Origin of the sequence: Nocardia otitidiscaviarum NBRC 14405, assembly GCF_000308635.1 — a bacterium.
Lineage (GTDB): Bacteria > Actinomycetota > Actinomycetes > Mycobacteriales > Mycobacteriaceae > Nocardia > Nocardia otitidiscaviarum.
In genome coordinates this window covers 41068-53722 of record NZ_BAGD01000043.1, presented here as the reverse complement: position 1 = coordinate 53722, position 12655 = coordinate 41068, and the positions used below count along the sequence as shown (strand labels likewise).

At 69.0% G+C, this 12655-nt stretch carries 15 protein-coding genes; 2 read left to right on the top strand and 13 right to left on the bottom strand.

Annotated features, from left to right (window positions below; genetic code table 11):
- Positions 1–13: 13 nt before the first annotated feature.
- From ON31_RS07545 to ON31_RS07505, 9 genes are read right to left on the bottom strand one after another with little or no spacing between them, the layout of a single operon-like run.
- Complete coding sequence (locus ON31_RS07545) at positions 14–580, bottom strand: hypothetical protein (protein WP_029926573.1); 567 nt, start codon at positions 578–580, stop codon at positions 14–16.
- A 13-nt stretch (positions 581–593) separates the two neighbouring features.
- Entirely contained in the window at positions 594–1550 is a 957-nt protein-coding gene (locus ON31_RS07540; RefSeq protein WP_039810812.1) for an MlaD family protein, read from the bottom strand.
- Complete coding sequence (locus ON31_RS07535; protein WP_039810809.1) at positions 1547–2608, bottom strand: MlaD family protein; 1062 nt, start codon at positions 2606–2608, stop codon at positions 1547–1549. Before ON31_RS07535 ends, ON31_RS07540 begins: the two co-directional genes overlap by 4 nt.
- Complete coding sequence (locus tag ON31_RS07530) at positions 2605–3690, bottom strand: MlaD family protein (protein ID WP_039810806.1); 1086 nt, start codon at positions 3688–3690, stop codon at positions 2605–2607. The genes ON31_RS07535 and ON31_RS07530 overlap by 4 nt, the downstream gene beginning before the upstream one ends.
- Positions 3690–4706 carry an MlaD family protein gene (locus tag ON31_RS07525; RefSeq protein ID WP_039810804.1) on the bottom strand — a complete coding sequence of 339 codons (1017 nt, stop codon included), beginning with the start codon at positions 4704–4706 and terminating at the stop codon, positions 3690–3692. The genes ON31_RS07530 and ON31_RS07525 overlap by 1 nt, the downstream gene beginning before the upstream one ends.
- Positions 4703–5698, bottom strand: coding sequence for an MlaD family protein (locus ON31_RS07520; protein WP_039810801.1), 996 nt, complete (start codon positions 5696–5698; stop codon positions 4703–4705). The genes ON31_RS07525 and ON31_RS07520 overlap by 4 nt, the downstream gene beginning before the upstream one ends.
- On the bottom strand, positions 5695–6729 hold the full coding sequence (locus ON31_RS07515) for an MlaD family protein (RefSeq protein ID WP_039810798.1): 1035 nt from the start codon (positions 6727–6729) through the stop codon (positions 5695–5697). Before ON31_RS07515 ends, ON31_RS07520 begins: the two co-directional genes overlap by 4 nt.
- A gap of 2 nt (positions 6730–6731) precedes the next feature.
- A complete protein-coding gene (locus tag ON31_RS07510; protein WP_029926564.1) occupies positions 6732–7598 on the bottom strand; it encodes an ABC transporter permease in 867 nt (288 codons plus the stop codon).
- Positions 7595–8365: an MlaE family ABC transporter permease gene (locus tag ON31_RS07505; protein ID WP_373282973.1), complete on the bottom strand. Its 771-nt coding sequence runs from the start codon at positions 8363–8365 to the stop codon at positions 7595–7597. The genes ON31_RS07510 and ON31_RS07505 overlap by 4 nt, the downstream gene beginning before the upstream one ends.
- Before the next feature lie 444 nt (positions 8366–8809).
- Between ON31_RS07505 and ON31_RS07500 the strand changes: the two genes are divergently transcribed.
- Positions 8810–9037 carry a hypothetical protein gene (locus ON31_RS07500; protein ID WP_039810794.1) on the top strand — a complete coding sequence of 76 codons (228 nt, stop codon included), beginning with the start codon at positions 8810–8812 and terminating at the stop codon, positions 9035–9037.
- A 3-nt stretch (positions 9038–9040) separates the two neighbouring features.
- On the opposite strand, the gene ON31_RS07495 is transcribed toward ON31_RS07500, so the two are convergent.
- On the bottom strand, positions 9041–10132 hold the full coding sequence (locus tag ON31_RS07495) for a calcium:cation antiporter (protein WP_039810791.1): 1092 nt from the start codon (positions 10130–10132) through the stop codon (positions 9041–9043).
- 91 nt (positions 10133–10223) lie between these two features.
- Here ON31_RS07495 and ON31_RS07490 point away from each other — a divergent pair, with 91 nt between their 5' ends.
- On the top strand, positions 10224–10949 hold the full coding sequence (locus tag ON31_RS07490; RefSeq protein WP_039810789.1) for a VIT1/CCC1 transporter family protein: 726 nt from the start codon (positions 10224–10226) through the stop codon (positions 10947–10949).
- A 7-nt stretch (positions 10950–10956) separates the two neighbouring features.
- On the opposite strand, the gene ON31_RS07485 is transcribed toward ON31_RS07490, so the two are convergent.
- The 3 genes from ON31_RS07485 to ON31_RS07475 all read right to left on the bottom strand — a co-directional run bounded on the left by ON31_RS07485 (position 10957) and on the right by ON31_RS07475 (position 12578).
- Positions 10957–11361, bottom strand: coding sequence for a hypothetical protein (locus ON31_RS07485; protein WP_039810783.1), 405 nt, complete (start codon positions 11359–11361; stop codon positions 10957–10959).
- Between the two features lie 32 nt (positions 11362–11393).
- Positions 11394–11897, bottom strand: coding sequence for a hypothetical protein (locus tag ON31_RS37415; RefSeq protein ID WP_039810780.1), 504 nt, complete (start codon positions 11895–11897; stop codon positions 11394–11396).
- A 177-nt stretch (positions 11898–12074) separates the two neighbouring features.
- Positions 12075–12578, bottom strand: a complete 504-nt coding sequence (locus tag ON31_RS07475; protein WP_039810778.1) for a nuclear transport factor 2 family protein — start codon at positions 12576–12578, stop codon at positions 12075–12077.
- Between the last annotated feature and the right edge of the window lie 77 nt (positions 12579–12655).

The following is a 12655-nucleotide window of genomic DNA, read 5'->3' as shown; positions in this document are numbered from 1 at the left end:
GGGAGCCCGGCCCCTACTTCTGCGGCAGCGTCATATCCATGCCGCCGACGTCGGCGATCGTCCAGCCGTCGGGGTTGACCGTCACGTTGTAGGTGACGGTGGTCTTGACGCCCTGGGGATTCTGGGCATTGGTGCTGGTGACATCGAGGAAGACGTCGACCAGGTACGCGTCGCCGTCCCGACCGGTCACCTTGGCCGCGATGGGCGTGGCACTGGAGGTCCACTTCAGGACGGTGAGCGCCTCGGACAGCTTCGGCCCCGCCGCGTCGAACTGCTCGGACAGCTTGCCGGTGGTGTTCGCCTTCAAGCGGCCCTGCCAGGCGCCGAGATCGGCGAAGTCGATATTCGACGCACCGACCGCGTAGTCGGTGGCGACCTGCTCGGCGTGCTGCTCGGCGGCGGTCGCGGCATGGATGTCGTCGAGGTCGCCGCGCGCCGACAGCCACAGGCCGGTGGTCACGACGGCCACGGCGACGAGCACCGCCGCGACGGCCCCCGCCACCAGGGTGGACACCGGCAGCGACACGGTCTTGCGCGCGGTCGCCGCGGTGGCGTCGCGCTTCTCGGCGTCCTCGGACATCCGCTTCCTCCTACTACTTCACAGTCACCCGCACGCGCACGGCACCGTCACCGGTGTCGGCGAGCGCCTGCGAGATCAGGGTGCTGATATCGATCTGGGGTCCCGTGCTGCGCACCGCGTCCGCCAGGGGTTGCAGGGCGGGTGCGAGGGTCTTCAATTCGGGTCCGGCCTGCCGCAACCAGTCGTTCAGCCGGGCCAGGAAGGTAGCCAGCCCGTTGTCGGCCAGATACGCATCGGGTCCGGGGGCACCGTCGACCAGTCTACCGACCGCCTCGACCAGGGCGGTCAGAGCATGCGAGAACTCGACGAATGCCGGGGCGGCGGCTCCCGTGGCCTCGCCCATACCGTCGATATCGGCTGCCGCGGCCTGGAAGCTGTTCAGTAGCTGGGCGATCTTGGGCTCCCGGCTCATAATGGCCGCGGCCAGCAGATCACCGGACCGTTGCAGGGCGGGCATGGCGCCGTCGGTGCCGATGAAGGCATCGCCCAGGGTGCTCACCAGGGAGCCGACCGCCTCCGGGTCGAGCTGGTTCATGGTCTTGGTGACCAGCCGGGCGACCTCAGGGATGGACAGCGGCGGACGCACCGTGGAGGCGTCCAATCGCTGGCCGTCGGCGAGATACGGGCCACCTGAGCCGTTGGGCCGGAACTCCACGTACGGTTCGCCCAGCGCCGACAGGTGTTCGATGACGACGGTGCTGTCGGTCGGCACCCGCCGATCCGCGGCCACCCGGAAGCGCACCTCCACCCCGTCGGCGGTGCCCCGCACGGCGGTCACCTCACCGACCTCGACACCGGTCAGCAGAATCGGCGAACCCACCTCGAGCGATCCCGAATTCGGCAGCACCATGGCGGCGTCGGTGAACTCCGCGAACGGATCCGCCCGCACCACACCGAAGGTCAGATAGCTCGCGCCGACCACGGTGACGACGCCGATACCGGCCAGCGAGGCCAGCGATCCCCATTTCATCGCACGGCTCCGATCATGCGCAGGGTGGCGACCATGCGATCCACCTGCTCGTCCCTACCGACCGAATTCACCGACACCCCGGTGACGTTCACCTTCGCGCCCTGTTCGAAGAACGGAATCACCTTGTCCCGCAACAGCGCGATGAGCAGATTCAGATTGCCCGGCGCGGACAGGTCCAGCGGCGCACCCGACACCGCCAGCGGCACGAACGCCTGCGCGGCCGCATCACCCGAGGTGGCGATGGGGGCCAGCCAGGTCAGCGAGGTGCCCAGCGTGCCGAGCGCGGTGAACAGGCCCGCCACCCCGTCGATGGAATGGGTGATGCCGTTCATCTGGTCCACCGAGACCTGGCTCAGCTCATGGTCCAGGAAGCCCATCTTGTCGTGCAGCACCTGCGCATTGGTGCCGAGTCCGTTGAGCAGCAGATCGACCTGGTCCAGGTTGGCGGCCAGATCGACGGCGTCGGCGGCGAGCACCTGCGCGATCCGCTTGGTCTCGGCCGGATCCTGCGGCAGCACCGCGTTGAACCGGTGGATGATGTCCTGGAGTTGGTCGATCGCGCCGCCCTGGGTGAAGGTGGCCAGCGCGGCCATGGTGTCCTCGAGCTGCACCGGCGGCGCGGTGCGCTCGAGCGGAATGGTGCCGCCGTCGGACAGCAGATCGCCGAAACCGTCGGTCGGAGTGGTCAGCGCCAGGTGGATGTCGCCGAGCACGGTGTTCTGCCGCAGTTCGGCCACGGTGGTGGCGGGCAGCCGCACCGCGCGGGAGATGTCGACATCCACCACCACGTAGCCACCGCGACCGGCGGGGGCCTGCGCGGCGTCCACCACCCGCACCCCGGCCACCGTGCCGACCATCGCGCCATTGGCGATGACCTTCGCCTTCGCGGGCAGATTCAGCACATTGTCGAACTCGATGTGCAGCCGATAGGTGGGCCCCGACACCGTGGTGCCGGGCACCGGCACCGAGGCGGGATCGAAGCCACAGCCGCCGACACCGGCCAGCAGCGCCGCCGCCAGCACCGCGATTCCGGTGCGGCGCAAGAGTTTCGCCGTCATCGCGCACCCGCCGTTCCCAGCACCAGCTGAACCAGAGAAATCTCGACCATGCCGTTCGCCGCGCTCGCACACCGACCGGGTGCGACGGCGTCGATCGCCGCGCACACCTGCTCGGCGTCCGGCGCGGGCAGCGCCACCCGCGGCGACCCGTAGGTGATGCCGTCGGGACCGGTGACCGCCTGCGCCACCGAGGTGATCACCGGCAGCTTGCGCACCACCTCCGACAGCGAGCCGATATTCGCGCGCAGCAGCCGCACCATGGGCACGGCGTCGTTGAGCGCGTCCATGATCGGATCGCCCGCCAGCACGACCAGGTCGTTGAGCATCGGCAGCACCGCGCCGAGCCGGTCGACCAGCACCGCACCGGGACCGATCAGCTCGTCGCTGGCGATGGTGAGCGCCGGAGCCAGCCGCAGCAGCATGCTGCGCAGATCGCCCCAGTGCGTCTCCACCTTCTCCGCCACCGAGGCGAAGGAGTCGAAAATGCCCACCAGATGCGCGATATCGGCGTCCGGTGCGGCCATGGCCGCACCCAGCTTGTTGACGATGTCGTTGATCTCGCGGCCGGTGCCCCGGGTGGCGTCGTCGAGTGCGATCAGGCCGCGGCCCAGCGCGTCCGGGGCGTCGGGGCGCTGGATCTCGGCGGACAGATCCGCCAGCGCGGTCAGCGTCTCGGTGATGCTCTTGGGAGTGAGGGTATTGGTGATGGGCCGGGCCGGATCCCACAGCGCCCGATCCGCACCGCTGGACAGCACCGCCAGATTCCGGTCGGCCACAATCGATTCGGCGACGGTGGTGGCGGCGGCGTCGGCGTACACCGGATGGTCCGCGTCCACCGAGAAACCGACGGTCACCTTGCCGTTCTCCGGCTCGACCGAATCCACGGTGCCGACCGCGATGCCGCGCATGGTCACCTTGTTGCCCACGTACAGGCCCACCGCGTCGGGCATGATCGCGGTGTAGGAGATGGTCTTCTTCATCGGGTCGAAGATGACGACATAGCCGACCAGGGCGACGAGCACGATCACCAGCGCCCCGGCGACCGACATGAACGCCTGCGATCCGAGCATCCGCTTGAACATCAGCAGTCCCTCCCGGGCAGCGGTACGCAGATGGCGGCGGGCGCGGTGATGGTCCGGTCGGACCGGTCCACACCGACCCCGCCGTCGGGAATCACCAACTGCGACAACTTGTCCTGCAAACCCTGCGCGGCGGTGAGCATGGGCTGGAATTCGCCGCTGAGGCCGCGCAGTGCCGCCACCGCGTCGGTGACCCTGGTCTTCAGCTGGTCGTTCCACACCGGGCCCAGCACGGCCACCCGGTCGAGCACGCCGCTGAGCAGCCGGATCGCCTCTGCCATCTCGGCGTGCTTGTCCAGCAGTACCGTGACCAGCAGGTTGGCATTGTCCATGAGACGGCCGAGATCGGTCTTCGCGCCGTCGTACATGCGCACGTACTCGTCCAGCACCGCGACGGCGTTCGAGACCTGGGTGCGCTGCCGGTTCAACGCGTCGACGTAGGTGCCGAGCGTGTCCAGGGTGGTGCGCAGGGTGTCCGGCGCGGTCTCCAGCGAATCGCCGAGCGCGGTCAGATTGCGGTGCAGCGAGTCGCCGTCGAGCTGCTGCAACGGCGCGGCCGCGGCCTGGAAGGTCTGGATCAGGCTGTAGGGCAGCCGGACTCGGTCCGCGGGGATCGGGGCGTCGCCCAGCGGCCGCTCCCCCGCCGGGAACATCGCCACGTAATGGCCACCGACCACGGTGAGCATGCGGATGTCCAGCGAGGTCTGATCACCCACGAACACATTGGAATTCACGGTGAAGCGCATGACGACCCGGTCCGGCTTCAGCTCCAGCGATTCCACCTCGCCGACCGAGATGCCGGCGATGCGCACATCGTCACCGGCCTTCACCGACTGTGCCTCGGTCAATTCCGCGGTGTAGGTGTGCTTTCCGAACGGCACCACGTACAGCGCGCCCACCGCCAGCAGGCAGATGGCGAGCAGGATCGCGCCGACGACGCCGCGGCGCAGCTCCCGGCGCTTGCGGGTGTGGTCGTCGATGACCCTGCTCTCGCGGGGCAGCAGGCTCGACAGTCTCATCCGTTGCACAACACCACCCGCTGTCCGGAAACCAGCACCTGGAGCAGACCCGGCAGCTCCGCGGTTCCCCTACTGCACTGCGGTGTCCAGCCCGAGGCCGACGGCAGCGCGGCGTCCGCGGCGGCCAGCACCGCGGGCAGCCGCCCGAACACCGCCACCGCCTCCTGCGGATCGGGGAACAGCCGACGGATCAGCTCGTCCACGTCATTGCCCTCGGCCAGGCCCAGGGTGCGCAGCAGCGAGTCGACGGGGGCCAGCACCGACGGCGCGGTCACCGCGAATTGCGCCAGGCCGCCGATGTTCTCGCGCAACGATTCGAAGATGTCCGAGAGTCGGGCCAGCAGCGGCACCAGGTGGTGCACCCGGCCGCCGACCTTGTCCGACAGCTCAGACATATTGCGGATCAGGGTGCCGATCACCTGCTGGCGGTTGTCCACATAGGAGGCGAGTTGGCCGATGGCGTCCAGGGCCGGGCCGACGCCGCTGCCGTCACCCTCGATCACCGCCACCATGCTGGCGGTGAACTGGTTGATCGCCTCGGGGGAAATGGTGGCCAGCACCGGACGCAGGCCGTTGAACAGGCTGGTGACGTCGAAGGACGGCACCGTCTGCTCGACGCCGACGGTGGCGTCGGCGGGCAGGCGCACCCCCGGCCGCGGCTGCTGTTGCAGGTCGATGTAGCGCTGACCGGTCAGGTTCTGGTAGCGGATGGCCAGCTTGCTGTTGTCGTAGATGGCCGCGTCGGTCTTGACGGTCAGGCGCACGCGCGCCCGGGTGCCGTCCAGGTCGATGCTGCGCACCTTGCCCACCTGCACGCCGTACATGCGCACGTCATCGCCCACCTTGAGGCCGTTGGCATCGGTGAACAGCGCGTCGTGCGCCTCGGTCTCGCCCGCGACGGGCCGTTCGATGAGCTGGATGACCATGGCCAGCACGGCCACGATCACCACCGCGAACAGTCCCAGCCGCCAGGCGGCGGCCCCCACCTTCATCGGCCACCTCCCGCACCCAGGAGCGGCACCGCCACGGCGGGCACGCCGCGCAGATCCACTTCGACATTCAGCACCGGACCGTTCGGGGTGTCCGGCATGGCGGCGCGCAGCCGGTGCAGCAGTTCGGTCAGCTCGGCGGCGGTGCGCTGCGGCGCGGGCACCATCCGCGCCAGCACCGACAGGATGGCGGCGAGGGTGTCGGTGGTGGCCGAGAGCTGGGTTCCGGCCTGCCCCAGCGTTTCCGACAGGGTGGGCAGCAGCTTGTTCACCACGATGTCCACCCCGTGGTCGTAGGATTCGCGATCCTGTTGCAGCCGTTCGATACTGCGGATCACGTCGACCACCTCGACCGCCGCGCCCGCGAACCGGCCACCGCCGTCGAAGGCCGGGCCGAGATTGCCGAACAGCTGCGAGGGCGGCATCTTCTGGTTGTCCACCACGGTGCGCGAGGCGGTCACGATGGCCTGCGCCAGCGGCGTGAACGCCTCCACGTCGGCCGCGACCTGCGCGATGACCGTGGCCAGCTGCGGAGTCAGCACCGTATCGCCGACCTGCGACATACTGCGCAGCAGCGAACCCATGGTGGCGTCGTAGACGGCCGCCGACTCGGCGCCGGTGAGGTCGATCTCGGTGCCGGTGCGCAGCGGCGCGCCGCCCGCCCCACGGCGCAGCTCGATCTCGCTGATGCCGAACAGATTCTGCGGCGCGTAGTCGACCAGCAGCGAGTCGTCCAGACCGTACAACCGCGACTCGTCGAGCTGCAGGGCGATGCGCTGGGTGCCGCGCGCGGCGGGCGTGATCTCCACGACCTTGCCGACCAGCACGCCGTCCAGGCGCACCTGGGTGCCCGCCAGCACGCCGTCACCGATCTGCTCGGTGTGCAGCGAGATGCGCAGTCCCGTATCGGCGGTCATGGCGCGAATCCCGTACCAGGCCGCGGTCACGGCCAGCACCACCGCGACCGCGACGGCTCCCACCTTCATCGCCCGGCCGCGGTCCACCGCGACCCCGGGCATTCCGTAATTCGGCATCCCTACCCCGTGAACGTGATCGCCGAGTTGAAGCCCCACAGCGCGATGGACAGCACCATGTCGATGGCGACGATCGCCACGGAGCTGGCCCGCACCGCCTTACCCGACGCGATGCCCACGCCCTCCGGGCCGCCGGTGGCGAAGAACCCGTAGTAGCAGTGGATGAGGATGACCACGGTGGCGAAGATGGCCACCTTGATCACCGCCGCGATCACGTCGAATCCGGTGACGAACTGGAAGAAATAGTGGTCGTACACGCCCGCGGCGGACCCGTGCACCAGCGTGATCAGGCCGCGGCAGGACAGGTACGACAGGATGAGCGCGATCAGGAAGGTCGGGATGATGGCGACCGCACCGGCCAGCACGCGGGTGGTGACCACGAACGGCACCGAGCGCAGGCCGAGCGATTCGATGGCGTCGATCTCCTCGGAGATGCGCATGGAGCCGATCTCGGCGGTCATCCGGCAGCCCGCCTGCGCGGCGAAGCCGATCGCGGCCGCGATGGGCGCGAGTTCGCGCGTGGTCGCGTAGGCCGACACCAGACCGGTCACCGGTCCCATGCCGAGCATGTCCAGGGTGGCGAACGATTCCACCGCCACCGACGCGCCCATGACCAGGCCGAGCACGATCATCATGGGGACGGTGCCGCCGCCCACGATGACCGAGCCGCGGCCCCAGGTCATATTGGTGATGGCGCGCATGGTCTCGTCGCGATAGCGCTGCAGCGTCAACGGAATCGACGACAGCACCTGCCAGACGAAGGCCAGCACGAAGCCGAGATTCTCGATGCGGCGCAGAATCAGCCCGCGGCGGCGATAGAAGCGCGCGAACCAGCCGAGTCCCTTGGGGACGTAGGTCGATGTGGTCATGCCAGCCTCGTGGGCAGGAACATGGCGGTGATCTGGGTGGCGACCAGGTTCACCACGACGATGGACACCACCGAGAGCACCACCGCGGCGTTCACGGCGTCGGCCACACCGCGCGGGCCGCCCTTGGCCTCGAGTCCGCGCTGACAGGCGATGACGACCACCAGGAAGCCGAAGATGACCGCCTTCACCAGCGACACCCACACGTCGGCGGTGGTGGCGAAGGAGCCGAAGGTGGCCCAGTAGCTGCCCGGCGTGACGTTCTGGCCGCCGACCGCGACCGCGTATCCGGCGAGGACGCCGACGAAGATGATGAGGATGTTCAGCAGCGGGGCCACGAACAGCATGGCCACCATGCGCGGGATGACCAGCCGGTGAATCGGGCTGATGCCCATGGTGTTCAGCGCGTCGATCTCCTCGCGGATGGTGCGCGCCCCCAGGTCGGCGGCGATGGCCGCCGCGCCCGCGCCGCCGAGCAGGAAGCCGGTGGCCAGCGGAGCGCCCTGCTTGATGACGCCGAGCCCGCCCGCCGCGCCCAGCAGCGAATCCGCGCCGAGGGTGTGGATGATATTGCCGACCTGCACCGAGACGATGACGCCGAAGGGGATGGCGATGAGGATCGCGGGCAGCGCGGTGACGGTGATGAGCCGCCACGCCTGGATGATGGCCTCCCGCCACTGGAACTGCCCGCGCGCGATATCGCTCACCGCTCCGGTGACGGTCTCCTGGGCGATACCGGCGGCCCGTCCGAAGGTACGCAGGGAGGACACGACGGTTCCGGAGAAGTTGTCGCGCACGATCCGTGCGGCGGATGGGGTCGGTAGCGACCGGGTGTCGGGCTTCAAATCATTCTTCTCCGTGATCGGCAACACTGCCTGCCATCAAAGCTAATGGTTACGGGCAGTTACAACAAATCGGATTACGGTGTGACCGACACCGCCAAGCTACCGGCCGGTATCAACGTCGACCCCCAGGTCAAGAGACTATATCCGCATGTTAAGGCGTGTTCTGAAACCTGTTATCAGCGGTAACAGCTATCGCTGTGGCGGATATCACCGCCCCGGCGAACCGCCGGCATCGAGGTTTCGGAGCCCTCGGTCATGCCTCGGCCGCGCAGTAAGTGAACTGTCAGCAATCGCGATGGCCGTGCTCAGCGCCGTACGAATTCGCGTGAATCGGCTCCCCCGCACCGCTGGGAGGAGTTCACTGACGGTGTGGATCAGACAGTGACCGCGATCCTGGGGGCCATCGAAGCCGACGACTGGACCACATTCGCGAAACTCGTTCACCCCTACGTGCACTGGTCCGAGAGCGGCCACATCACCCGGGGCCGCACCCGGGTGATGGCCATGCTCGCCGGACGTCCGCACAACGGCGATTCGACACCACCCGCCCGCGCCTACGAGCTACGCGACGGACAGGTGTACCGCTGGACCTCGTGAACCTCAAGGGCTGACGGCCAGGAACAGGAAGCCGGAGAACACCACCAGATGCACACAGCCCTGGAGCAGCGTGGCCCGGCCGGGCACCACCGTGAGCGCGCCGACCACCACCGTCAGCGCCAGCAGCACCATCTGGGTGGCGCCGAGACCCAGCATGAGCGGCCCCTCGATCCAGATCGAGGCCAGCGCGATGGCCGGAATCGTCAGCCCGATACTGGCCATGGCCGAGCCCAGCGCCAGATTCATGCTGATCTGCACCCGGCCCCGCCGGGCCGACCGCACCGCCGCGAGCGCCTCCGGCAGCAGCACCAGCAGGGCGATCACCACACCGACCGCGGACTGCGGCAGCCCGGCCGACGCGATGGCGGATTCGATATTCGGGGACACGGTCTTGGCCAGACCGACCACGCCGACCAGGGCCAGCAGCAACAGGCCCAGGCTGGCCAGCGCCCGCCCACCGGTCGGCGGCTCCGCGTGCTCATCGTGAACGACGGCGGCAGGACCGCCCTCGACCGGCAGGAAATCGTCCGGATGCCGGACCGTCTGGACCATGACGAAGACGCCGTAGAGCACCAGCGCGGCCACCGCCGCGAAGGCCAACTGCCCACCCGAGAACACCGGACCCGGCTCACTGGTGGTGAAGGTCGGCAGCACCAGGCACAGGGTGGCCAGGGTCGCCACCGTGGCCAGCGCCGCGCCGGTGCCCTCGGCATTGAAGACCGCCACCCGCCGCCGCAACGCACCCACCAGCAGCGACAGACCGACGATGCCGTTGCAGGTGATCATCACCGCCGCGAAGACGGTGTCGCGGGCCAGCGATGCCGCCTTGTCACCGCTGGAGATCATGAGCGTGACGATCAGGCCGACCTCGATGACCGTCACGGCGACCGCGAGCACCAGCGCGCCCAGCGGTTCGCCCACCTTGTGCGCGACCACCTCGGCGTGATGCACCGCCGACAGCACCGCCCCTATCAGGGCCGCGCTCACCAGAATCACCGCTGCCCCGTTCAGATCGCGACCCCAGGAAACCGCCAGCACCAGGGCGGCGAAGAGGGGAACGAGCGTGGACCAGTGACGCAGACAGAAGCGGGCCATACTGTCCAGTTTCGCAGCTAATCCGGTGCATCCCCGGAAAGGAGAGCTTTACCTCGCTTGATTCATAGGAGGAATCACTTAGGCTGCGGTCGTGGACCAGACAACCGGGACGCCGGCACACCCGCACGAACCGCACGGCGAGGGGTTCGCGTCCAAGCTCAACTGGCTGCGGGCCGGGGTGCTCGGCGCCAACGACGGCATCGTCTCCACCGCCGGTCTGGTGGTGGGCGTCGCGGCGGCGACCACGGACGCCACCAATATCCTCACCGCGGGCGTCGCCGGACTCACCGCCGGGGCGATCTCCATGGCGGCCGGTGAGTACGTCTCGGTGAGCACCCAGCGCGACTCCGAGAAGGCGTTGCTGGCCAAGGAGAAACGCGAACTGGCCGAGCAGCCGGACTACGAACTCGCCGAACTCACCGAGATCTACCAGGCCAAGGGACTCTCACCGGAGACCGCGCGCAAGGTCGCCGAGGAACTCACCGCCCACGACGCCTTCGCCGCGCACGCCGAGGCCGAACTGCGTTTGGACCCCGACGAACTCACCAATCCGTGGCAGGCCGCGCTCTCCTCGGCCGTGGCGTTCACCGTCGGCGCGCTGCTGCCGCTGCTGGCCATCCTGCTGCCGCCGGTGTCATGGCGGATTCCGGTTACCTTCGCGGCAGTGGTTGTGGCACTGGCCATCACGGGTTCGGTGAGTGCGCGGCTGGGCGGCGGCAACCCGCGCCGCGCGGTGCTGCGCGTGGTGATCGGCGGTGCGCTGGCCATGGCCGTCACCTACGGCATCGGCCAGCTCGCCGGGATCTCCGGAATCTGACGCGCGGTCAGCGATTCGGGTACACCGCCTCGGCCGGAATGTAGTTCTCGGTGCCCGGCGGCTTGGGCACACAGACCCAGTCGCCGTCCCGGAACTCCCACGCCGAGATGACATTGTCGCGCGTGCAGTCGTCACCCACGCGACGGTCGGCCAGGTCTATCGGCGGCGCCACCGGGGTGGGAATCCGCACGGTGGGTGCGGGTTCCGGGGCCGACGCGGTGGTCGTCGGCGCGACCGCGGTCGTGGACGGCGCGGGCACGCTCGCGGGGATTCGCTCACCGCCCGTTCGCGTGTCGTCGCGACCGGTGAGCAGCATGCCCGCCGCGACGGCGAGCACCAGCACGCCCGCGATCACCACGACCACCGCGAGGGCGCGCGGTGTGATGTCACCATCGCTGTGTCCTTCGGTCATACCTGGACTCCTTCGATGCGCGGCCGCCCGGACTACGGGGCGGGCGGCGGGGGCGGCGGGGGCACCAGCCACGGCGGCAGGAACGGCACCAGCACCTCCGGGACCGGTGGCGGCGGGGGCGGGGGCGGCGGGGGTGCGGGAGCCGGTTCGGGGGCGGGCGGTGGCTCGGGCGCCGGTTCCACGTAGACCGGTTCCGGCGCGGGAGCCGGTTCCGGCGCGGGAGCCGGTTCCGGAGCGGGAGGCGGGGCCGGAGCGGGAGGCGGGGCCGGAGCGGGCGGGGCCTCGGCGGGCGAGCGGGCGGGTTCGGCGGGGGCGGTCCGCGTCGCACTCGACGCCGGGGGCACGGTGCCCTCCTCGGTCCGACCGTGACTGCCCTCGAACCAGGTCAGCGGATTGCCGCCGAGGACGGCGAAGGTGAGCACCAGCGCCGCCGCGACCATGAGACCGACGGCACGCGGCGGTACGGCACCGTTGGCGGACACGCCGAGCATGCCCTCGGTCTCCCGGGGGCCGCGCCCCTGTGTGCCGCCTGCCATTGCTGAGACTCCCTCGGTTCCAAACACCTGCTCCAGTGATCCGAAAAGCTCTTCCCCCAGACGCTACACAGATTTGCTGCAAGACAGAGGCAACAGATCCCAACGCTAATATTCCAGCTGAATATCTATTGCATGCGTTTGCGAGAAATTAGCGCAATGGCATTCGCCGAGCCGTGCTCACGCGCCGAAGATCGCGCGCGGATCACCCTGGTACCAGACATTGTCGATGCGGATGCGCCGCAGCAGCCAGCGTCCGCCATCTCGCACCAGCTCGACGTCGTAGAGGTTCTTCAGCAGGGCGAAGGTGTCGTGCTCGACTGTGAGCAGATGCTGCGCCTCCACCAGGGCGGTGAGGCGTGCGGTGTCACCGTCGACGACGATGCGTGGATTGGTGACCTGATGGGTGGTGTCCACGCGGCCGACGAAGCCGTCGAGGATGGTGGTGACGATGGCGTCGCGACCGGTCATGAGCGGGACGACGCCACCCCACGCCGCGGCGGCCGGCTGGAAGTCGAGTTCGGCGTCCACGGCGAAGGCCGAGGCGAACAGCTCCTTGTCCTGGAGATCCTGGCCGAGACCGAATCGGTACAGCGCATCCAGAATCTCGGCCCGGTCGGCGAGTTCACGAACGGTGGCCTCGGCGGTGTCGGCGGCGAGGGCGCGGGTCTCGGTGACGTACATGGTTCCTCCTGGTGGAGCGTTTATCGGACACCTACAACTTCGCTCGCCACGCGATCGGGAACAATGAGCACCTGCGC